Source organism: Xenorhabdus stockiae (assembly GCF_002632825.1).
Lineage (GTDB): Bacteria > Pseudomonadota > Gammaproteobacteria > Enterobacterales > Enterobacteriaceae > Xenorhabdus > Xenorhabdus stockiae.
Genome location: NZ_NJAJ01000021.1, coordinates 1 through 23,752, shown reverse-complemented (window position 1 = coordinate 23,752; position 23,752 = coordinate 1). Strand labels below are relative to the sequence as shown.

The 23,752-nt window shown below is 47.1% G+C and carries 16 protein-coding genes; 3 read left to right on the top strand and 13 right to left on the bottom strand.

What is annotated here, in order from left to right:
* Positions 1-42: 42 nt before the first annotated feature.
* Genes tssA through tssB form a run of 13 tightly spaced genes read right to left on the bottom strand, consistent with a single transcriptional unit; the run spans position 43 to position 15,022 of the window.
* Positions 43-1,524 (bottom strand): type VI secretion system protein TssA, encoded by a 1,482-nt coding sequence (gene tssA / locus Xsto_RS12000; RefSeq protein WP_099125198.1) that lies wholly within the window; start codon positions 1,522-1,524, stop codon positions 43-45.
* Between the two features lie 5 nt (positions 1,525-1,529).
* Complete coding sequence (gene vasI, locus Xsto_RS11995) at positions 1,530-2,219, bottom strand: type VI secretion system-associated protein VasI (RefSeq protein ID WP_099109461.1); 690 nt, start codon at positions 2,217-2,219, stop codon at positions 1,530-1,532.
* A complete protein-coding gene (locus Xsto_RS11990) occupies positions 2,216-3,010 on the bottom strand; it encodes a Fis family transcriptional regulator (protein ID WP_099109462.1) in 795 nt (264 codons plus the stop codon). Before Xsto_RS11990 ends, vasI begins: the two co-directional genes overlap by 4 nt.
* Positions 3,010-5,730, bottom strand: a complete 2,721-nt coding sequence (gene tssH, locus Xsto_RS11985) for a type VI secretion system ATPase TssH (RefSeq protein ID WP_099125197.1) — start codon at positions 5,728-5,730, stop codon at positions 3,010-3,012. The genes Xsto_RS11990 and tssH overlap by 1 nt, the downstream gene beginning before the upstream one ends.
* 9 nt (positions 5,731-5,739) lie before the next feature.
* Entirely contained in the window at positions 5,740-6,519 is a 780-nt protein-coding gene (gene icmH, locus Xsto_RS11980; RefSeq protein WP_099125196.1) for a type IVB secretion system protein IcmH/DotU, read from the bottom strand.
* 15 nt (positions 6,520-6,534) lie between these two features.
* The gene (tssK, locus tag Xsto_RS11975) at positions 6,535-7,887 is read right to left on the bottom strand and encodes a type VI secretion system baseplate subunit TssK (protein WP_099109465.1); all 1,353 of its coding nucleotides are present in this window, start codon (positions 7,885-7,887) and stop codon (positions 6,535-6,537) included.
* A gap of 2 nt (positions 7,888-7,889) precedes the next feature.
* Positions 7,890-8,447: a type VI secretion system lipoprotein TssJ gene (gene tssJ / locus Xsto_RS11970; RefSeq protein ID WP_099109466.1), complete on the bottom strand. Its 558-nt coding sequence runs from the start codon at positions 8,445-8,447 to the stop codon at positions 7,890-7,892.
* On the bottom strand, positions 8,431-9,726 hold the full coding sequence (gene tagH / locus Xsto_RS11965) for a type VI secretion system-associated FHA domain protein TagH (protein ID WP_099109467.1): 1,296 nt from the start codon (positions 9,724-9,726) through the stop codon (positions 8,431-8,433). The genes tssJ and tagH overlap by 17 nt, the downstream gene beginning before the upstream one ends.
* A gap of 5 nt (positions 9,727-9,731) precedes the next feature.
* Positions 9,732-10,784, bottom strand: coding sequence for a type VI secretion system baseplate subunit TssG (gene tssG, locus Xsto_RS11960; RefSeq protein WP_099109468.1), 1,053 nt, complete (start codon positions 10,782-10,784; stop codon positions 9,732-9,734).
* The gene (tssF, locus tag Xsto_RS11955) at positions 10,748-12,583 is read right to left on the bottom strand and encodes a type VI secretion system baseplate subunit TssF (RefSeq protein ID WP_099120309.1); all 1,836 of its coding nucleotides are present in this window, start codon (positions 12,581-12,583) and stop codon (positions 10,748-10,750) included. The genes tssG and tssF overlap by 37 nt, the downstream gene beginning before the upstream one ends.
* Complete coding sequence (gene tssE, locus Xsto_RS11950; RefSeq protein WP_099109470.1) at positions 12,584-13,024, bottom strand: type VI secretion system baseplate subunit TssE; 441 nt, start codon at positions 13,022-13,024, stop codon at positions 12,584-12,586.
* Between the two features lie 2 nt (positions 13,025-13,026).
* Positions 13,027-14,505, bottom strand: a complete 1,479-nt coding sequence (tssC, locus tag Xsto_RS11945) for a type VI secretion system contractile sheath large subunit (RefSeq protein WP_099109471.1) — start codon at positions 14,503-14,505, stop codon at positions 13,027-13,029.
* Between the two features lie 19 nt (positions 14,506-14,524).
* Entirely contained in the window at positions 14,525-15,022 is a 498-nt protein-coding gene (gene tssB / locus Xsto_RS11940; RefSeq protein WP_099109472.1) for a type VI secretion system contractile sheath small subunit, read from the bottom strand.
* Between the two features lie 933 nt (positions 15,023-15,955).
* On the opposite strand from tssB, the gene Xsto_RS11935 reads away from it, so the two are divergent.
* The 3 genes from Xsto_RS11935 (at position 15,956) to Xsto_RS11925 (ending at position 23,380) form a co-directional block, all read left to right on the top strand.
* Positions 15,956-16,474 (top strand): Hcp family type VI secretion system effector, encoded by a 519-nt coding sequence (locus tag Xsto_RS11935; RefSeq protein WP_086954674.1) that lies wholly within the window; start codon positions 15,956-15,958, stop codon positions 16,472-16,474.
* Positions 16,475-17,190: 716 nt separating this feature from the next.
* Positions 17,191-18,864, top strand: a complete 1,674-nt coding sequence (locus Xsto_RS11930; protein ID WP_099125195.1) for a ShlB/FhaC/HecB family hemolysin secretion/activation protein — start codon at positions 17,191-17,193, stop codon at positions 18,862-18,864.
* Positions 18,865-18,964: 100 nt separating this feature from the next.
* The gene (locus Xsto_RS11925; RefSeq protein ID WP_099125194.1) at positions 18,965-23,380 is read left to right on the top strand and encodes a hemagglutinin repeat-containing protein; all 4,416 of its coding nucleotides are present in this window, start codon (positions 18,965-18,967) and stop codon (positions 23,378-23,380) included.
* The last annotated feature ends 372 nt before the right edge of the window (positions 23,381-23,752 follow it).

Sequence of the window (23,752 nt, the reverse complement as noted above, 5' to 3'; positions counted from 1 at the left end):
GCACCGATTTCAATTGAGCGATTGATGACAAAGAGGGCCATTTCATAGGTTAACGCTCCTGTTTGAAGCAGTATCCTTATCAAGCGAAGGGATTTTTTCAGCGCCTGTTTTTTCAACGCCTATTCTTTCAGCTAACTGCGTCAGCAGGCTGGGTTCCCATTGGGTCAGTAACATGTGTTGTCCCGTGTGTAACAAGTTCCGGTAATGCTGTTGTGCCAGTGCTGTCATGCCCGCTTCTTCAAGCAGTTGAGCATTGAGCAACTGACCATAGAATTGATCTCGAGGCTCCGTGAGCTGCTGCTGGTGCTCTTCCAGCATTTTCAGGGCGGCTTCCAGCCCTTGTTGCTGGAAACATTGCCAGATGGCTTCCTGATCAGCAGAAACCGAACCGCCTCCCGTTGATGAAGAGGGTTCAGGTGCCAGCCAGTCCAGAGTCTCTGGAGAAATAAACGGACTCATGTCAGAAAAACTTAAGGTTTTTAATACGGGTAGCCGTTCCAGAAAGGCATTCAGTTCGTGGCGAATGGACTGGGCAACATTCTTGTAGCCCAGTTGGGCTGCCGCCTGAGCAGCAATGGCATGACCATCCAGCCAATAAGGTGCAAGTGCCAGACTCTGTTCGATTTGCGCCAGCAGTTTGTTATCTGCTGTCGGCAACCTCGCCAGATAATCGGCTGTGCGATCCGCTGAGGCGGGTGCCAGCGGAGTCTTGCCCATTGCCCCCGCCATCGGCGCTGTGGTGATGGTGTGCCAGACGGCATGGCGGCGCAGACAATAACCGACCGGTGATTCCGGGTAGCGTTCACAAAGCAGATCAGAAACCGTCATCAGAGTCTGTTTCCACGCCTTGTCGCTGGAACTGTTAACGTCTACTTCCGGCATCGGCGCAGCCGTATTTTCCTGCGTAGTTCCCTGAGAAGATTGTGGTTCAGCCGGAGTCTGAGACGTTGCCGCTGCGACAGGCTGTGAAGGTGCTGCTCCGGCTTCTGGCTGACGGTTATAGCGGGTGCGCAGTTGGTCGATTTCTTTTGCGAGTTCCGGTTCACTGCTATGCCAGCACTGTGCAAGATGAGCCAGTACTCCCTGTGCATCATCCCGCTGACCTTTACTGGATTTCTCGGTAAAGCTGTTTTGGGCAGAATCAAAGCGTTTGAGCACCTGCTGCGCGAGACGACGTTTCAACACCGGTTTATTCGGCCATGCTTTTTCCCAGTAGTTTTTTACGTACTCCGTCAGCAACTCCATCGCTAAAAGCAGCTCAGCCGGCTGACCGGCATGTTGCAGGGTACGCAACAAATGCACCATCAGCCGGAAATCCTTACTGGTTTCGCTGAAAAGTTGCAGTGCCTGCCGCTGGATCTCTTCAACATCCAGCGAACCGTGTGACAGCGAGCCGAATTTAATCATTTCGCCATCGATAAATTCCCATGAGGGATCATTGTCTCCCAGTGCTTTGCCTGTCTGTTCGTCGGACAGCGGGGCCAGCAGAGAGCCGAACCAGTCAAATTGTGTTCTGATGTCCATGTCGATTACCAACGACAGGCTTCGCGCAATGGTTTCGCGGCCTGCTCCAACTGAGAAATGTTAAAAGTGATCTGACTGCCTTGTTCTGGGGTGATGGTCATATGTTCGCTGCCCATTAAGCGTTTGATTTCATCAATCCCCGGCAGACCACGGCTGGATTCCCATAAGTAACCACTCTCCCGCAGGAACCATTCGGTTTTGAACAGGGTTTTGTTCGTCGTGACAGTCACCGCACCGGATTCCGCAGGCTTAGGCAAAGCAACCTGCAAACGGGTGATGCGGTCAATACAACTGAGCATCAGAACTGGGCGCGGAGGGGGAACCCCAACAGCAGGGGTTGTCAGAATGATCCGGGTTGTGCCGTTTTCTCCCCGCGAGACAATGAAGCCAGTCGAATGGTCAGTTCGCTGCATCTCCTGCTCCATCGCCTGCCGCCACATAGGCCCCATATTTTCCAGCGTAACTGGCACAGTACCGATTTTAAGGTTATCGAATTCCCGGTCATAACATGCCAGTCGGATAAGAGGGGAGCGCTCAAAGCGACATTTTTGCAGCTCATCCAATTGTTTTTCCTGTTGTAAAACCACTTCCTGTGGTTTGGACGCTGCGGTTTTCTGTGCTTCTGCTATCTCCGCAAGTGTGGGACTGCCTGCCAATGACACCAGTAATGAACTGATAATTAAAGAAATATTCATAATCTACACCCGTATTTAGCCAGTTTGTAAACCAACGTCCGCTGGGCGATTCCCAGACTTTGCGCGATCAGTCTGGTATCGTTGCCAAACTGGCGCTGACGTTGAACTAACACGGCACTTTCAAATTCTTCTATGGCCTTTGGCAGATTATCGATGTGACTGTAATCCACGGAGATACTGCCTGCTCCTGCGTTTTTGGATTCACTCAGGGAAGCAAGCAGTTCATCCAGTTGTTTTTCTTTTTGACGCTGAACCTGAAATACCTGACGGATTTGACGTAACTGCCCACGCAGTTGTTCGAGTTCCTGCAACTTTTTAAGTCGGTGCTGCATCACGTGGCAATAAATGCCGAACATGTTTTCATTGTTGGTAAAATGACTGACATTTTCGGCAAAAATAGCCACGACACCGCAGGCCTGCCCGTTGCAGTCAAACAGTGGGATGCCATACAGCCCGCAGTTATGCGGTAGTTCGGCAATGAATGTACGGAAGTGAGGATCGTCAATGCGCGCACCGTGATTCAGGGAATCCCACACTGTGGGAGTTCCCTTGCGCATTACCTGTATCAACGGGTTATTGACGTCATCAATATCCACATACAATCGGCGTGAGCTGATTTCATCAGGTTCTGGCAAATTACAGCATTCCAGCCTGTTTTCATGGATGTTAAGCAGGAAAACCAACAGGGCATCAAAACGCGGGTTTTGGCTCACCAGCAAAAAGTGGTCAACCAGTTGTTCAATAGTGTCATCTTCCAATAACGCTAACGCGCTTTTCAGCCGCTGTTTCATTATTCTGCCTCCTCAACCTCTGCCTGAAACTCATGCTCTGCTACGGTTAAACGAATGGCACTGATCGCGGTGCCTGCGGCCATTTTCTGCAACAGCAGTAATGAAACCGGCGGTAACAGCGCGCCATCAATAATCGACTCCAGCATACGGGCACCGTTTTCAGCGCGGGTAGCGCGCAGCAGGATCTCTTCTGACACGTCATCGCTGATGGTGACTTCGGCGTTGAAGCGTTGAGTCAGCAGTTTATCCAGTCGGGCCAGTTTGCCCTGAATGATGGTTTTCAGAGTTTCATGACCCAGTGGCAGATACGGGATCACTTCCATACGTGCCAGCAATGCCGGTTTGAAGAAGGCGGCCAGTTCTGGGTAAAGCTGATCGTTGATCTGCTCAGGCTGCTCGGCATAATCCACAATGGTCTGGTAACCCAGATTAGAGGTCAGGAAGAACACGACGTTTTTACAGTCGATGATGCGCCCTTCACCGTCTGCCAGTTCACCTTTATCAAAGGCCTGATAGAACAGGTTCAATACGTCCGGATGCGCTTTTTCTACTTCATCCAGTAGAACGACGGAGTAAGGTTTCTGACGAATCGCTTCGGTCAGTACACCGCCTTCGCCATAACCCACATAACCCGGAGGAGAACCGATCAGGCGTGAAACGGTGTGTTTCTCCTGAAACTCCGACATATTGATGGTGGTGAGGTACTGACGGCCACCAAACATCAGTTCGGAAATTTGCAGTACCGTTTCGGTTTTACCGACACCACTTGGCCCTACCAGCAGGAAGGCACCCAGAGGGCGGCCCGGACGGCGTAAATCAGCGCGGGCAGTCAGCAGGTGTTTATGCAGGCACTGAATGGCAACATCCTGACCTTTGATGCTCTGCCCCAGATGAACAGGCAACTCAGTCACGATTGACAGTTCGCTCTGTGACAAGCGGTTCAGCGGAACACCCGTCCATTCAGCGATAACACCGGCAATCTGAGTTTTGTCGACATGCGGGGAAACCAGCGTTTGTTTTTTCTGAAGTTCTGCCAACTGTTCATTGAGTTCAGCCAGTTTTTCGATCAGAGACTTCACATCAGCCGGTTCAGTGACCGTTTCTTCCTGTACTTCTTCTTGCTCAGTCGCATCATGTTCTTCTGAGTTGTCAGAAACTTCATCCGCAGCCTGTTTTTCTATATCGGCATCTTGGCTGGCTTCTTTATCATCAGACAGAAGCTGGCTGCGCAGTTCGATGACCTGTTTCACCAGTTCCTGCTGCTGTTGCCAGTCGCTTTCCAGAGCGGTCAGCTGTTCCTGAATTTCCTGCTGCTGGTTTTGCAGTTCTTCCAGTCGTTCGGAATGCTCGTTCAGCCCCATTCGCTGCTCTCTTTCCAGCACATCGATTTCCATCTGCATCTGGTGCAGTTCGGTTGTCAGTGAGGAGATCTGGCGCGGTGGCGATGTCAGGTTAATGGCTACGCGGGCGCAGGCGGTATCCAGTACGTCGATGGCTTTATCCGGTAGCTGACGGCCGGAGAGATAACGGTCACTCAGTACCGCCGAGGCTTTCAGTGCTTCATCATCAATCAGGACACCGTGTGCCTGCTCGTAAATGGCTCGCAGGCCACGCATGATGACCGTCGCTTCTTCTGCGCTCGGTTCAGAAACTTTGACCAACTGGAAACGACGGGACAGTGCCGCATCTTTTTCGAAGTATTTTTTGTACTCGCTCCATGTGGTCGCAGCGATGGTTTTCAGTTCGCCACGAGCCAGTGCAGGTTTCAGCAGGTTGGAAATATCCAGTCCACCAGCCTGATTACCTGCACCAATCAGCGTATGAGCTTCATCGATAAACAGGATGATAGGTTTTGGTGATTGAATAACTTCAGCCATAATGCCTTTGAAGCGTTTTTCAAACTCACCTTTAACTGCTGCACCTGCCTGCAATGCCCCCAGATCCAGTGTCATTAATTCACTGTTACGCAGTTTTTCCGGGACGCGATCGTTGATGATGCGCAGTGCCAGACCTTCAATCAAAGCACTTTTACCGACACCTGCCTCACCCACCACAATCGGGTTGTTTTTACGGCGACGGCAGAGAATATCGATCATCAGGTCAATTTCATTATCACGGCACAATACCGGATCAAGTTTTCCCTGACGCGCCTGCTCCGTCATATTCTGGGTAAAACGGGCCAGAAGGCTGTCGCTGTTTGCCGGATGAACGCCCTGCCCTTCTTTGTCACCAGCACTGAAAGGCTGTTCGGCAGAGCCGTTTGTCCATTCAGCGAAATTCTGACGCAGCAGCTCACGGTTAATACCCGCCAGCAGGCGCGCAGACTGTGGAGCCAGATAACGCAGCGGGCTGAACAGTAATGCGATCAGCAGTACACCACTGCGCAGTTCGGTATGCTGCATTTCAGTGGAAGCCAGCAGCCAGCTATCCTGCAACCATTCCACCAGCATCGGGGAGAAGTTAGGGTAAGTCTGTACAATCGACTGATGATGAGTCATCACCTGATCGAGTTGTTCTTTCAGCAGATCTTTATCGATCTCTGCTTTGTTCAGGATCAGACGCACATCACTGAGTGGTGTTTCGATCATCTGAAGCAGCAGTTGAGCCACAGTAATCTCTGGCTGTTGCTGACTGACGCAGGATGCCGCCGCCGCTTCCAGTGCATGGCGGGTCATCGGGTTTAAACGGTTTACAAGAGTGGGCAGATCAATCTGAATCATGGCGACTTCCTATCTTAATAATTTATTTAGCTGCTCTAATATGTACTGGGTCTGATCACCGAGGCGTATGGCATAAAAACTATAAATAGCAATCAGCAGACCTATGCCTATCGCAAACAGATGTTTGATCTTCCAACGCCGGATCAGGCGATAACGTGCATCGCGCTCGTTGACGTTGACATACAACGTGGTCGGCGGAGCATCTCCACGCAATGAGTGAAGCTGTTGCTGCAAGCGGCGGAACAGGCGATCAAAATCATCACTTTTCTGGGTGCTGACTTTGTAACGCCCGCGATAGCCAAGACAGAGGCAGAGGTAAATAAACTCCAGCAGATGCTGGTAGCGCTGAGCCTCTCCCATCAGGCGTTCAAGCAATACAAAGACTTTTTCTCCCCCCCACGTTTCATTGTGGAAGTGCACCAACAGTGATTGCTTCAACCAGCCATTCTGGCTGTTCCAGCCATGCCCCAATGCGGTTTCATCAATGAAGGTGCACAGTACGTAACGGAATGAAACAATCGCACCGGGTTCATAGCCCTTGGTTTGCAGAAGCTGCTCAATAGCACGAATGTCAGTAACAACCTGTTGGTAAAGTTTATCTGGCAGCGCCTGATCACTCATGTCCTGCAAACGCAGGACCATCCCCAGTAAAGGGGTGGCTGCATCGATCATCGGATTGAGGCTTTCACCACGCAACGGGAGCTGGTACTGGCGCTGAAACGTTTTCAGTGTTTCAGCCTGTTTTTCAAATTTTTCCAGTGACGGACTGTCAACATTGATATCACTCATGCCTAATCCTCATAACTAGTCCTTACCGCCCCTGATAGCCCAGAGCTGCATATCTAGGTCAGGGAAATCCCCTGAGACGTGGAATGCAATGGAATTACCCTGTTGGATCTCTTTCCATGCCGGGCTCTTCTGATCCAGACGGAAATAGGTATACCCAGAGTGATATGGCAACTGGCGAGGAGCGGCAGACAGCGCAATCAGTGGTACACCCGGCAACTGGACGCTGACCAGATCGCGGATGCGTTCCATTGAGGTGACTTTGGTCTGCTGGACGAACTGACGACGCAGCTGTTCCTGCGGAGTGCTAGCGCTGATAGCCAGAACAAATTCAGCTTTGCGCAGCAGGTCGTTATCGTGCAGCGTGGCAACGCGAATTCCACCTTCGTTCTGTTTCAGGGCAATCGACGTTGCGCGCGGTGTCAGAACAACGTTCAGTGCATCACGGATGGCGTGCATGGCATCCTGAAAGGTATCGGTCAGGTTATTGTGGTCATAGGCCAGAATATTGCCCGGCAGACGGCTGGCATCGGTAAAGGTTCTCAGCTCGCCGCAGGTCTGGATCAGCTGGGTGTACAAATGCAGCGGATGCAGAACGCTCTGCTTAGCATAATGGTTGTACAGCGGCTGAACGCGGTTCAACAGTTGGAGCATCATAAACTCAGCCACATCTGCAATCCCCTGCTGGCCCGGCGAACCGATACGCTTCGCTAGCGTTCTTGAACGCTCTGTCAGCAAACCATCGATTTCCACCATGAAGCGTTTGAGTTTGTCAGCAACGAAAATGGACAGACAGGTCGGGATAAACTCGTTATCCAGCACGATAGTGCCATCTTTCTGCTTTTCTTTAATGCGGCACAGCGGGATCGCCGTGTAAGCACTCATATCCTCAGAACCCTGCATCAATACTGGTGTCAGCTGAGCAAGATTCAGGATGGAAGAGTCACCACCTTTGGTATGCAAGTCACGGATATCACTCGGCAGTTCGCGATAACGCACTGCGCTCTGGATTTCAGCATCCCGATCAGCCACTTCACGAATGGTGTCGCTCGACATGGGTAATGCCAGATAGATATCTTTACTTTTCAGGTCATTGATGTTTTCGATATCCAGCGGCTTTGGCAGCAGATCCTGACTGGGTGCGGCGAATATGGTGCCGTCCGGCATAATACCGCTGGCTTCGGTAATACCGATGCGCCCCAGCTTGAGCAAATCATCATTGATACTCATGGAGCTGAAACCATGACCGTATGCTGTCAGTACAGAGACGAGGCTGTGGGCCAGATAATCATTATGTTTTTGTTGTTGTTGGAAATGCTGTGGCTTGATGAATAATCCTTCGTGCCAAATCACCCGATTCTTTCCTGGCATGATTACTCCTCCTCCTCTTTTCTAAGTTCGACGTCGTTATTTCTGACATGCACCAAGATGTTGTAATGGCGTCCCATGTCTTTTACCCGGATGATCTTTTTCCATTCAGACTGATTGACATCTGCATAGTGGACGATGACACCGATATAACGGTTTTTCTTTTCCAATGTGATCACTTCCAGCGGCTTGTATTGCCCCGGCAGCAGGGTGTAATCCTGATGATCGATGTAGTTTTTCCCCAACGCCTTTTCGAGTTTGTCACTTTCAAGCTGGTCATAATCGGCAGCCAGAAAACGTGAATCCTCACTGAGATAAACCAGATTCATCTCAACCGGTGCCGGTTCACCACTTTCATTGGGGTTAATGTTGGGTTCAGCCAGTAACGTGATATTGGCAACAGAAGCCTGATCACTCGGCCTTCCTACCGGCGTGGAAGGGTCCCAGATGACCTGACCGACTTTTTTGGTTGCGTTCCATGCACTGCTACAGCCGTTCAGTAACATCGCTGACAGTAATAAAATCCCTACCGACCATATGCGCTGACTACCGGAACGTTTCATCACTGGCGTCCTCTAAGCCCTGACGCAATGCGCGGTCATAAGCCTGCTCGTACACCTCACGGAAAAGCTTTTCAAACCCCTGCTGGCGGCTGGAAGCTAATTCACGGTAGTAGTTGGTATACATTTCCCACGCCCATGAAGCATCTTTGTTCCTGACGTCACTGCTGCGGCGATAGTGTGAAAACCGGCGGAGCAACTGCTCAGGAGAAAAGGCTTCCAGCATGGTATCCAGCGCCGCAGAAATAGCTTCTCGGTTGGCCTGATAATGCAGTTGCAGGTTATGCAGGCTTTCTGCGACAGCTGCGGGAGCTGACAGGTGAACCGGACTTTTCTGCTCGGAGAACATCACCTGCATCGTAGTGTCGTAATCCATATTCAGGCGCAGTGGGTTGTCTTCGATCGGACGAAGTTGCTTATCACGCAGCCCGTGCTGTTCACGCTGGAGAGCCAGTAACCCTTCGATTGCCGCTTTCATGGTTTTACCCATTTCCTGCAAGAAATCATTGGCCTGCTGCGTGTCATGCAGAGGCAACTGCGTATCCAGCCCGCGCATCAAAGGCGTAATTGCGACATGGTCAACATCCATATCTTCATAGTGCTGCTCGGAAACGATATCCGGTAAATCAAGGAACTCCTGATCCATAACACTGCCTCGGTTATCAGAAATAGGGTTAGCAAATGGAGGGGATTGATAATGATCCGGGGGCAGAAGCTGCTCGGTATCATCAGCGTCAACCTGCTGTTTCAATGTGGTCAGACTTTCACTGTCCAGTACTCTGAGAGGGTCATCGCTGAAACGGTGCATCACCGTCGGAGCAACGCTGTCATCTTTGGCAAATGCAGACTTTTGCAGTGAAACACCTTCCATCATGGCATCCAGTGGATTGCTGTAACTGGAAACCAGTGATTCAGGTGATACTGTTGAAGGATCGACCCGATCTGACTCAGAGAAGCTGATGTGGATCTTGATCGACAACTTGCCGACTTTAATCTGATCTCCCTGCTGTAAACGGATCAGGCTGGACTGTGGTGTTAATGTGGCATTATTGATCTGCACAGCATCAGACAGCACTTGCAGGCAGAATGCACCATCACGCCACTGAATAGAGAATTGTGACGGGTGGATATTGCCCTGACTGTCCTGAACAGACCACAGGTGACTTTCACTACTGCCGACCGTACCGCCCTGTGGCGAAAACTGGCAGCTGGCGGCTCGGCCACTCTCCAGTTGCTCACTGTTGATAACCCGCAATGAAAGGGTTGGTTGATGTTTTTCCATAGTCGTTATTCCATAACTGAAATTGTGACAGAGGGTTTCTTTTCCGGCTCACCGAGAAAACTGGTCCATCCCAGATGGTTATGCTGTTTTGCACCCAGAATCATGCCGCCAACCTGATTTTCCGCCAGCCCAAGACGCAGCTCCCACGCAAACTGACTACGCATGACGAAGGAAATAAACATCACTAATGGGAGGTAGTTTTTTCCGTCCGGCAGGAATGACAAGAACCGATCACGGGGCAGATTGTTGATACTGAGCAGGAACTTCCCGCTGTAGTCCCCGATCCATGAACCGATGGTGAAGTTTTGTCCTAATACTGACAGCTCGGTATCACCAATCGTTTGCCCTTTATTGGTGCCACCCAGACGATTTTGTTGATCAACCGGGATCGTGACTTTTCTGAACTGCCAGCCGTGCAGAGTGACATCCTGTAAGTCAAAACAGTGGGAAACCAGACTGCATATCACTTCCGGTGAACGGCCGGGACTTGCCAGTAACCCGGCATAGGCCAGCATTTTGCTGTGATTGATATTCAGCATCCGACGGTTAACGTCACTGCCTAACCCCACCAGCGAGAACATGCGCTGGGAAAAACCGTCTTCCCCGCCTTTCTTAAAGCAGATGTAATAGCGGTACTTCCGCCAAATCTGGTGCAGAAGAGTGATTAAGCGATGGTTAAACAGGTTGAGAAAATCCGTCAGCCGGTTTTCACCCTGTGCGTCTTCCCATGCCAGTGAATCCAGGTAATAACCCGGCATCGGGGACTGGCTGCCATGTAGCCCCATAAAAGAGACTTCCAGCTCAAAATACCCCTGTTTGGATTGCGTCAGTGAAACCACATCACGGGTAGGAAATGCCAGACTGGCGCTGGATTTGAAGCGGACAGACTCACGTTCAGGCCGATCCGTCTCTCCGGTTTTTTCCCACGCTACCGCCAGCTGATTGAGCAGCTCAACCAACTGGTAAAAGTTGTAGCGTGAGATGTCCAATTCCAGCGCGTTGGCAGGACTCTGCGCTGTGATTACATCAACGAGTGTTGACCTATCTGTACCGGCCATTCATAACATTCCTGATTATCTAGATTGATTACCTTCAACATATGAAAAGCGTTGACGCTGGCATACAGTGAGAAAAACCGTGACAAAATCGTACTGAACAAATAAAGCTCACCTTCTGAGCTGAATGCCTGCTGCCGGATATACAAAGTAGAGCGCAAACCACGTACCGGCTGGCCCCGGAACAGACGATCCGTCGGCTCTGTCTCGATTTTTTCAATAGCATCAAGCCGTTTCTGTGATGATCGTTTAGACTGTCGGTTGTGAATACTCGGGAAATCGTAAGTACGCAGCACCTGTTTCAGTGCATCTCTATCCAGCAATGACATGTAGTTCAGCGACATGTTCGACAACAGCGACCAGTGCAGTCCGCCGTCCAACAACGGGTAAAGCGGCACGGACGGGCGTGTGATATTGCGGAATGTCGCAAATGACGGGCTGCCGATAGACGGGTAATTAATGTCGCCGACACGGAGTTCCAGCGGCAGTTCACGGTTGGTACACGTCAGGCTGACGGAAACATTCTCTTTCAGTCTGAGCCGCAGCAGATCAGATTCATCGCCACGGACAAATGAGATGAAATGTTCCAGCCCTCTGCGGAAAGGTGACTCTTTCACCCGCAGACGGTAGTAACGCATTGAGCGTTCATCTTCGTTATCAATCTGGTGATTGAAACTTTCGAACGGGGTATAAACCCGCTCACCGACACGTGCCCGGCTGCGCTCACCATTCTCTCCCGTCAGCCAGCTTTCTACGCCGTCGATAGAGAAAATATCGTAGTTATCCGGGAAGCTATAACTGGCCTTCAGCGGGTATTCTGTCTGGCTACCATTGAGTTCAATCGCTTCGCTGTCCATCGGGAACAGGTTAATCGCCGGTGTACAGTGCAGACGGAAAGTGTCATGGCGGATCTTAGCTTCGGGTGGCAGTGCCTGAGAAAAATGTAAATTCAGTTTGAAATCTTTGGTCTTGAGATCTTCAGGCAGTTCCGGCAAACCTTTCACGTCAAAAAACAGGAAGCTTTCCGCAAAACAGAAATATTCCTGCAAAATGCGATAACCCATGTAGGCATTTTTGGGATAAGGCAACAGTGCATCTTCCCGCTCAAACCCAACCGGTACAAAGTCAAAATCCGGCAAAGGGATCACCTTATCACCGATCACCAGTTCCGCTTTTCTGAAGTAGTAACAGAGCCAGAAATAGAGTTGCGAAGTGGTATAGTCATCACCACTGAGGTAAAACCGTAATTTATCCAGTTCCAGTTCATGGAGATTCAGTTCCGTTTTTGAGGCAAAGTTCAGGCCAATGATCCCCTGCTCATTACTGTTATTTACGGAAATATCCTGAATAGAAAGTGGGAAAAGCCAGACATCACGGCATAAGGTGAAGGTACAGCGGCTGTGATCATCCCTTTTGCCATTCGACTGCTTTTCATTCGAGTAAATATCATCATGAGCTGCCAGCGCATTACTCATAATCTGTGTGCCACGTTTAACCTGTGTCGCTTTTGTCACCACACTCTCATCAGGGGTATATTCGATGATGGTCATGCTGGGAGTCGGACGCAGATAATTGGGCCAAAGCATATTAAGCAGGCCATGAGTCAGTTCAGGGAACTGATCATCAATTTTTGCCCGCAGATTGCCTGTCAGGAATGCAAAACCTTCAAGCAAACGCTCAACGTCGGGATCTGAGCCTTGTTCAGACAGAAAAGCGGCAAGATGAGGACGCTCAACTGCGGCTTCTTTCCCCAGTTGTCGCAAATAGTTCAGCTCATCTCTGAAATATTTTTCAAATGACATTTATTGAGTTCGCTCCAGGCAATAGCGCCGGTTGTTGTCCAACTGGATGCTGAATTCCACAACATCGTTGATATCATCCAGGGAAACTTCCGCACTGATATGAAAGCTCAATAACAACGGATCTGACTCATCATTGATGGCGCTGACTGACACCGCTGATATTCTGGGCTCATAATTTCTGATGCACTCTTCTATCGCCCATTCGATACTTTGCTTGAAATCCACTGAGGTTGCGGTTGCGTCATTAAGGTCAATGACACCCAGTTCAATGGCACTCTGGCAGGCACCAGGGCGCGAATTAAGCACTTCATTCAAATGTTTCTTTATAGAATCAAGCAGAGCACGCATCCTTGACTGACGGGAAGAGCCGGAGCTCTTCCCTTGAATGCGCTCGAACAGACTGGCAGAGCTGCCTCTGTTCCAACTGTACAGCGCAGCCATGATTATTCCTTATCCAAACGTCCGACCAGCGACAGTTCGAAACTCGCACCCATGTATTTGAAGTGTGGGCGAACCTGCATCGCAACCTGATACCAGCCTGGATCGCCTTCAACGTCCAGAACCTTGATTTCAGCAGCACGCAGTGGGCGACGGCTACGAACGTCAGTTGGTGGGTTTTCCTGATCAGCAATGTACTGTTTCAGCCACATGTTCAGTTCACGCTCCAGATCCTGACGCTCTTTCCAAGAGCCGATCTGCTCGCGCTGCAACACTTTGATGTAGTGAGCCAGACGGTTGATGATGAACATGTATGGCAGCTGAGTACCCAGCTTGTAGTTAGTTTCCGCAATGTTGCCTTCACGGGTGTTCGGGAACACTTTTGGTTTCTGCACTGAGTTTGCAGAGAAGAATGCTGCGTTATCGCTGCCCTTACGCATGGTCAGGGTGATAAAGCCTTCTTCTGCCAGTTCAAATTCACGGCGGTCAGTGATCAGAACTTCTGTTGGGATCTTCGCCTGTACCTGACCCATCGCTTCATACAGATGAACCGGCAGATCATTCACCGCACCACCACTTTGTGGACCGATGATATTCGGACACCAGCGGTATTTAGCGAAGCTGTCTGTCAGGCAGCTTGCCAGCAGATAAGCGGTGTTACCCCACAGATAGTGCTCGTGGTCACGGCTGACATTTTCCTGATAGTTGAAGTTTTTGATTGGGTTTTCAACGGAGGAATATGGCAGACGCAGCAGGAAACGAGGTGCAGTCAGACCCAGATAACGGGAATCTTCAGATTCACGCAGGGCACGCCATTTGGTGTGTGAAGGGCCTTCGAAGACAGATTTCAGATCTTTGATAGCTGGCAGATCAGTAAACTGGTTCACACCGAAGAATTCAGGTGAAACAGAGGAGAGGAATGGAGAGTGAGCCATTGCTCCCACTGAGCTGACATACTGCATCAGTTTGATATCAGGCGTAGTGTTGTTGAAAGCGTAGTTACCGATGACAGCAGCAACAGGCTCACCACCGAACTGGCCGTAACCTGTAGAGTAAACATGCTTATAGAAACCGGACTGAATAATTTCTGGAGAGAACTCGAAGTCTTCCAGCAATTCGTCTTTAGTCGCATGGATGATGTTGATTTTGATGTTTTCACGGAAATCAGTGCGATCAACCAGCATTTTCAGTGAGCGCCAGGAAGATTCCAGCTCCTGAAATTGCTTAGCGTGCATGATTTCATCCATCTGCTCACTCAGCTTTTTATCAAGCTCGACAATCATTTTATCAACGAGGAGCTTATTGATAGGTTCTTCGTTAGAACCTGTATCCAGAATACTGCCGATAAAAGCGGCAACACCCTGTTTTGCAATGTAGTAGCCGTCATTTTCAGGAGTCATTCTCGCTTGAGACATAATTTCATCAAGCAGAGAAGTGGTTGCGCCAGAAGCAAGTGCTGTGCTGTTTTCTTCGTGCTGAGCCATTTAGAATTCCTTTAACGAGTTATTTTTTATTGATGATTTCAAGTTCTTTCAGGAGTTGTTCACGAACGGATTCATCATCCAGCAGTGACTGCAGGCGAGCGCGAAATGCGGGGATATTTCCCAGAGGGCCTTTTAATGCAACTAATGCTTCACGTAGTTCCAGAAGTTTATTCAGCTCTGGTACTTTCTTGGCGATATTATCCGGTGAGAAATCACTTAGGGATTTTATTTCCAGATTAACTGGTAAATCTTCTTCACTATTTTCATCGAGGCGATTAGGGACGTTAAAAGTCAGGTTGATATTCGCCTCATTCATTACGGCATTGAAGTTATTTTTATTAACAGAAACTGTTGGTCTTTCTTCAATTGGCGTATCTTCTGTTTTGCCTTTCAGGTCACCTACAACCAGAAGATTCAGTGGTAATTCAACTTCTGCGGTCTGATCACCGGTATTTGGAACATATTTAATATTAATTCTTTCTTTAGGAGCTACGCTACCAGGACTATTTTTACTCATATTTCAACCCTTTGGCTAATACAACCATGAACTGTCTAACAACCCATTATTGGTAAGATAATAATTACAATGTTATCCATATAACAAATACAGCAGAGCTTCCTAAAAAAATAGGTATAGGAAAACAACTGTATTTGCAGACATAAGTAGACTTTTATATATCACCATATAGATAAATATAAGAAAGACTCTAACCAGTCGTGGAAATAACATCGATATAAAAAATCGTCAATAGCGAGTTTGACACTTTATTTTTTTGATGTAAAGCCAAAACACTAATTGATAACACCCTCTATTCTGGCTTTTAATACTTTTATTGTATTTCTTGAAAATTTATAATTATTTTTCTCTTACTAAATAGATAAAAGTTTGGTTTTACTCTTTATAGGTGTATATAGACCGATTACCTATCAATTGTATAAAAAGAAATATTTTTCGTATGTTATGAATAAAATATAATCACCAAATTAGTGACCTGAGATTATCATAAAGTTCATTTTTTATTTCATTCCGATTAATTATCCCCCACAAAAACCCTTTCTTAATTCATTTTTTTGACATCCGTCACACTTTATTAATGATCATGAAAAATAAATAATTTAAAAATAAAAAATCATTATTTATCAATTCGTTATAAAAATCAAAAACTTGGAGATTAAATTTCGCACAGTAATATAAGCTTACCGTTTATAAAAAATCAGCCATAAATCTCATAACGGCAATGATTATAAAATTTTTATTTGTCATTGAATTTAAGCTCGCCTTGCAATTTATAAATAACTTTGCATCAGAGAAATTCGGCCTTATTATTCGCTCCGAGTGTTCGGCATCGCTAATTTTATTTCATTTAGTGGGCATCATTTAGTGAATGGAATAATCACGCAAGGAATGAGCACTTACACTTATATTGGTAAATTTTTATAGGATATTCATATGCCAACTCCATGTTATATTTCCATCAACGGAAAAACTCAGGGTCACATTACTGCTGGCGCATTTACCGCTGAGTCAGTAGGTAATATCTTTGTTCAGGGCCATGAAGACGAAATGCTGGTTCAGGAATTTGACCACATCGTTACTGTTCCGACTGATCCACAGTCAGGCCAGCCTTCTGGTCAACGTGCACATAAGCCATTCCGCTTCACTGTTGCACTGAACAAAGCCGTTCCACTGATGTACAACGCACTGGCTTCCGGTGAAATGTTACCTACAGTAGAACTGAAGTGGTACCGTACTTCTATCGAAGGCAAACAAGAGCACTTCTTCTCTACTAAACTGGTAGACGCAACTATCGTTGACATCGACTGCAAAATGCCACACTGCCAGGATCCAGCAAAAGCTGAATTCACTCAGTTGGTTCGTGTTTCTCTGGCTTACCGTAAAATCGAGTGGGAACACACTACTGCTGGTACTTCTGGTGCTGACGACTGGCGTGCGCCAATTGTTGCTTAAGATCTTATTTATCAGATTTTAGATAATAAGTTTTAAGTAATAAATATTCAGCCAATGGGTATTATCCATTGGCTGAATTATATTCCCCAAATGAACACCCTCCTGTTAATTTGATTTAAATCTCCTTTTTCTCATTTATATTTTATTTTTTGTCTTTTTCTGCAAGAAAGATTTTTAAATAGTGATTATTTTTATAATAAATAAAAATATATAAATTAATAATAACATGTTTTATTAATAACCAATGTCACTTTCTGTTGAATCTATCTTTATAAAAAACAGCCTATACCTCCCTCATTAATTATTTGAAATTTTAGTTAATTCTCACCACTAATTTGAGTTAATTCCAAACCATCCAACAAAACATAACCAAAATGGGTTATGGTAAATAATTAAGTTAAATATATAACTATAAATAATCAAATAGAACGAACGACAACCAGTAATCAGAGCAAAATAAAATAATTTATATGCTTTAATGATTAATTAGTAAACCAGAATAACTATATATACCTAAGGGTTTTTCAGAAATATACACAATGGATTTCAAGGTGCATCGCGACGGCAAGGGAGAGAACCCCCAGAAGCATAGATAACTATGTGACTGGGGTGAGTGAGCGCAGCCAACAAAGAGGCAACTTGAAAGACGAAGTGTATAACTTGAAAGACGAAAGGTATGCGCAATCCAACTCAACCATAGCCATTTGGGTGCTACGATGTTCAAAAGGACGGCAGTTTTTATTTTATTATCTGTATCCCTTCAGGCCAGCGCACTGCCAGAAGCACCTGATGCTGTATTATCTATAGACGAAGCCAGAAGAACCTTACAGGATAGTTCACGGGAAATAGACCAGCTCATTGAACAGCGTCGCTACCGGGGATTTATCGAACGCTCTGATGCCCTTTCACCCGAAACAGTTTCCCCAGTGCTAACTGAAGCCCCCGCATGTCTGGATATCAGCGGAGTTTATCTTCAGGGCATTACCCTGCTTTCTCTGACTGAACTGGATGCACTCAGCGCACTGCCCGAACAATGTATTACCAGCAATGACATTAATAGACTGACAGCAGAAATCACTAATCTGTATATCGCCAAAGGCTACATTACTGCCAGGGTGCAATTCATTCCCCCTAATTATAATAGGGAGTTAGGACTCAGTGTCATTGAGGGTTTCGTCGAAGCCATCGAAGGTGGTGACCGCTGGGTTAATAGCCGGATGTTATTCCCCGGGCTTATTAATCAGCCACTAAACCTGAATCAGCTGGATCAAGGGCTGGATCAGTCAAATCGTCTGCAATCGAATAAAACAACACTCGATATTCTGCCCGGCACAGTAAGTGGCGGGTCTATCGTCAAGCTGCATAACCGACATTCCACACCGTGGCATATCTCCGCAATAACAGATAACTACGGGCAGAAAAGTACCGGTAAATGGATCAGCAGGCTGAATGCCAGCTTTGACAGTCCGTTCGGGCTATCAGATTTTGTCAGCGTCAATGGGGTCAGCACCATTGATAAACCCAGCACCCAATATAATCGGGCTGCAACATTGTTCTATTCGCTGCCTTATGGTGCTGTCACTTTCAGCGGTTTCACCAGCTATTCCCAATATAAAAACCCGCTAAAGTTGCGGCTCAAGTCATTAAAACTGAGCGGAAACTCTCAGCAATCCGGTATGCGCATAGACTGGCTATTTCACCGCAATCAGTCACAGATTTCGACGGTGAATACCCAATTCGTTTACAAGGATTCCAACACCTATTTCGATGAATCCAAATTCAACGTCAGTAGTCAGAAACTAGCGGTGCTCTCACTGGGAATAAACCACTTACAAATTATTCCGAATGGTCTCATCACGTTTGACACCGGCATTGAGCAAGGAACACCGTGGCTCGGCGCCCAGACAGTCACTCATAATCTGAATACGCGATTCACCAAAGGAAAGCTGTCTGTCAATTTACACCAGAATTTCAAACTGTTTGCTGTGCCGTACCGCCTTAACAGCCAGTTTTATACCCAATACAGCCCAAATGGACTCCCCGGCGTTGAGTGGCTCAATATTACCGATCGCAATGCGGTACGGGGGTTCAGCAAAAATACCCTCTCCGCTGATAACGGTTGGTATCTGAGAAACACCTTATCTTACGCAATACCTTTGCCTGAAAGTTCACTGACTTTGCGTGTCGGAGCCGATGTCGGTCAAGTTAAAAGTCATAACCGGAAAGAAGCATCGTGGAGAAGCAACGCAGGATTCAGTGTCGGAGCGGCCTTACGCCATCAACACTTTCTGGCGGATATTGAGGTGAGCCGTGGCAAAACATTATCTCATCAGGACAGAGATAAAAGTGAGCCTATACAGCTATTAACCCGCTTTTCTTATTTATTTTAACCACCTGAATAATAACTATTTTTAACCGCAGCCAATCAGGGAGAAATTCTCCCCGGGATGCTGCACATTCACATGACAGAAAGTAAATAGAGGTAATAGTATGAAAAGAAAAATATTCAGATTATCTCCTACGGGAAAACTTGCGGCATCAATGGCGATAATTCTGGCTACCTGTTCAACCAGCTTTGCCAGTGGCATCACTCCCGGTGGTGATGTAGCTCATCGACCGGACGTCAGCATTGCTGAAACAGGCGCCACGGTAATCAATATCGTGGCACCTTCCGAATCAGGACTATCACATAACCAGTATCAGGATTTTAACGTCAACCAAATGGGTGCGGTGTTAAATAACTCACTGGCTAATGGACAGTCAGAATTAGCCGGACAATTATCGGCTAACAGTAATTTGAACGGACAGGCCGCCAGCGTCATTCTGAATGAAGTGATCAGTCGTAACCCTTCACTCTTACTCGGCAAACAGGAAGTTTTCGGCATGGCTGCCGACTATATACTGGCAAACCCCAACGGTATTACCTGTAACGGCTGTGGCTTTATCAACACCAATCAGGCTTCGCTGGTGGTCGGTAATCCGTTGGTTGAGAATGGCATTCTGCAAGGGTTCAATAACTTCAATAATAAAAATGCCCTGAATATCAGAAATGCGGGGCTGACCCACAATGATGTACTGAACCTTATCGCGCCCCGAATCGATATCAGAGGAAAAGTTATCACGCCCAAAGCGCTCAATATTACCACCGGAAATAACCAGATTGCCGCAGATGGCAGAATATTGGATTCAAGACAGGCGGGTGCTGGAGCGCTCGACAGCTATTACTTCGGTAGTATGCAGGCTGGGCGTATCCGTCTGATGAATACCGCAGAAGGCAGTGGCGTCAATCTACGGGGCAAGATGCAAGCCGGTGATGATATTTATATTGCCTCCCACGGTGATGTGGAATTAGAAGCGGCAAATTTACAGGGTGGCGATATCACATTACAGGGTAAAAACTTGCGGGCGCAGGGGCATCTCAACCGATCATCATTACAAAAAACAGGGGAAGGTAATCACCAAAGTACTTTTAGCGGTGCGCATACCTCTCAGGAACAGATTAATGAGTCCATTGCCCGTACTCAATTGACCGGTAAAAACATCACACTGATTGCCCGCAAAGATAATCAGATAATGGCAACCGATATTGATGGAGATAACATCAAACTCACTGGCGCTAATTTGAAACTGGACGGTCAGCAGCTACACCAACGTGATCAAAGCACCGATAACAACTGGCAGTTATCCTGGCAGAAGGATGTCACCAATGAGAGTGAAAAGTATCAGTATGAAGGCAATACTCTCAATGCACAGAACAATGTTCACCTGACTGCCAGTGAAGGCAATGCAGAAATATTGGGCAGTAAAGTGACCGCTGGCAATCAGATTTCAGTTTCTGCTAAGCAGGATGTAAAACTGGCTGGTTTAGTTGAGTCAGAAAGAAAACTCGAAAAGGGTTACAGAAAGAACGATGGAATGGGATTACAAACCGGCGATTGGGCAACTATCGACACAACCCAAAGACTTGTCAGCAGTGAACTGAATGCAGGCGGCGATTTAGGCATCAACGCAGGTGCCAATGCTGAAATTATCGGCTCTAAAGTACATTCAGACAAAAACATGATTGTTTCGGCGGGGCAACAGACAAAAGTGACTGTGCAATCCCTCGTTGATGACCATGTTATTGAGAAAAATAAGCGTAAGTGGGGTGGCCTTGCCGGTGGCAGCAACAAAGACAACCACGATAAAGTAGAAACACACCATGCCTCTGATCTCAGTGCAGACGGGCATTTACTGCTGAGTGGAATAGATGGCGTCACCATTACCGGCAGCAAGGTAAAAGCTCGACAGGGGGCTTATGTTGAAGCTAATGACGGTGATCTAACCATCGATAACTCCGTCAGTAATACCTATAAGAAAGTGGATGAAAGAAAAGGTACCATCTTTAACATCACCAAAAATTCCAATCAGGAACAGACAAACCAGCAAACCAGCACCGGTAGCCAGTTAACCTCTGATGCTGACCTGAAATTAATCAGTGATAAAGATATCAATGTTATCGGCAGCCTGGCGAAAAGTGCTGGTGAGCTGAATATCAATACATCCGGCAATATCAACGTGCTTGCCTATGGTGAACAAAGTGAACATCAACAGGAGAAAAACAACCTTGACTGGCAGTATTACGCTCATAACACAAAAGATAAGCAATACCGCGCCGGCGCAGGTTTTGAGCATACCCTTGATAACCAAAAAACCCATACCACCACACAGCAACAGGCTGAGTTAAATGGCCGCACAATTACCATTAATTCAGGTAAAAATGTTACTTTTGATGGCACAAAATTGGTAACAACGCAGGGTGATGCCAGAATTGCAGGTAACAACATTGCTCTGACAGCCGCAGAAAACAGCACTGCCACCAATAATTCTCAGGCTAAAGTGCGTGGCGGTGTCTTTGCCACCGGTGGTATGGATAAATTCGGCGGCGGGGTTGAAGGTGGTTATTCTGATAATGGTCATTCCCAAAACCGCACTACTGCGGTGGTTTCAGAAGCACGAATTAATGGCAACCTTGAACTGAATGCTCAGGGAGAACTGAAACAACAAGGCACTCAATATCAGGTACAGGGAACTTATCAGGCGAATGCCGGCAGCATCCGAAATGTAGCAACAGCCAACACCGAATCAGACTCCACAAGACAAATGCAGGTTGGTGGCGAAATCAGCGGTTCAGCCGATTACAGTGCCACAACCCGCCCTATGGAAAAAACGGCGAAAGCAGCAACAAACGGAAAGTTGGATACTTCCATTGCAAAAACCGGATTACCGAATGTCGGGCTTGAACTGGAGATGAACGGAAAAAGTCATTACTCCAGCAACCATCAATCAAACGCTGTCGTCACTACCGTTAAAGCAGGCGACATCAGGATCAATACCAACGGCGATCTTTACGATCAAGGGACAAAATATCAGGCCAATAAAGGTAATACATCCCTGACTGCCGGTAGCCATACCAGTGAAGCCGCCTACAACCAGCAGAACAGCAGTTCATCAAGTACCGTTGGCGATGCCCGTATGCGCGTTTACACCAGCACCGGCAGCGATCTTTCTGTCAACGGCAAAGGTAGCGGCAGCTATCAGGCGGAATCCACCCATAACAGAAACGCGGTTGGCAGTGAAATCAACGCCCAGAATGGCATTAACGTTCAGGTCACCAGAAACGCACACTATCAGGGCACTTCCATGAACGGTGGCAGTGGTCAGACAAACGTTAATTCCGGCGGAAATATTCAGTTCGAACAAGCCACCAACCGTGAGGAAAAAAACAGCCGTGGTTATAACGGAGAGCTTTCTCTGACTGTAGGGACTAATCCGGATGGCAAAAACTTCAGTGGCAGTGCGGGTGCCGGCTATAACACCAGCCAGCAGAATAGAAACACCGCTCAAACCGGCACAATTACAGGCGGACAGAGTGTAAACCTGAATGCTGCGAATAACCTGACTCTGCAAGGCACAAACGTTTCTGGCAAACAGGTCGATATGACAGCACAACGTGGCAGAATTGAACTGGCCTCAGCTCATGATGCAGTCAACAACAATGGCTGGAACTTTGGCGCTAAAGGCAAAGGCGGTATGGCTAACACAGTGCGTAATAATGAAGGCGGCGATGGCAACGCCGGCAATGGAGAGGCCGGTAACAGCATCATCGATAACAAATACAATATAGGCGGTGAAGTTAAATTCGGTGTTGATAGACTGAATAAAGTGACTTACCACAACAATCAGGTTACTGGTGGTAATGTCACACTGACCAGTGCCCGGGATACCTCACTCAAAGGCAGCAACATCAACGCAGATCAGGTCACGGGTAATATTGGTGGCAACCTCAACGTTGAAAGTCTGAAAAATAAAACCGACAGCCTGAATATCGGATTAGATAGCAGATTAGGGTATAGCAGAACAGTCAAAGGTGATAACAGCCATAAAGCGACATTACCGATTGCTGACAATAACTCTGCGGAAATCGCTGCAACTAACGATGATAAAACAAACACGGAAGCGCCAAGCCTGACAGATCGTCTGACTGCTGCTTTTAAAGATTACAACGGAAAACTGAAAAGCAATTACGACACACTTGATCAGGAAACCGTTGGTGAGCAATCAACCCTGAACGGTGCTAACGGGGTTAATCTGAATGTCGCGGGCAGAACCTATCTGACCGGTAGCCGGATTGACAGTACTCAAGGAACCGTATCCGTGAATACGCAGCAAATCGCTCACCAATCCATAACAGGCCACGACAGAGGCAAAAACATGGGAGTTAACTTACCTGACTCAATTGCAGATTTCACCGGAGCAGCCCAGAAAGATGTCTTTTCGGGTAAAATTCCTTTCGTAAAAAACGAAAATCACAATACAGAAACGCCAACCACATATAGTGGAATCAAAGGACATCAACTGGATTAACTGAGCACACTCTGAGTTATATTCGCGAATCTTAATACAAACGGCATCATAAACATGATGCCGTTACTCATAGAAACAAAAAAAACATATAAATAAACAAATAAACATCATCATTAACTCATTTATTTTACTTGAGTTTTTCCAATGATTATATATGTGAAAATGAAATTGAAGACACTACGTTTGCGTAGTAATTTCTCAGTAAACAAAAAATATACAATAATGGGATACATGATGAAAGTTAGCCTGAGAAAAATAATTGGAAACTGGAAGCTAAATAACTTTTCATAATAGTGAGACACTCGATTTACTTTCTCTGAAAGAGTCTATTTGCAGATTTTTTCAAGAATTTTTTCACATTACTGAGCAGTT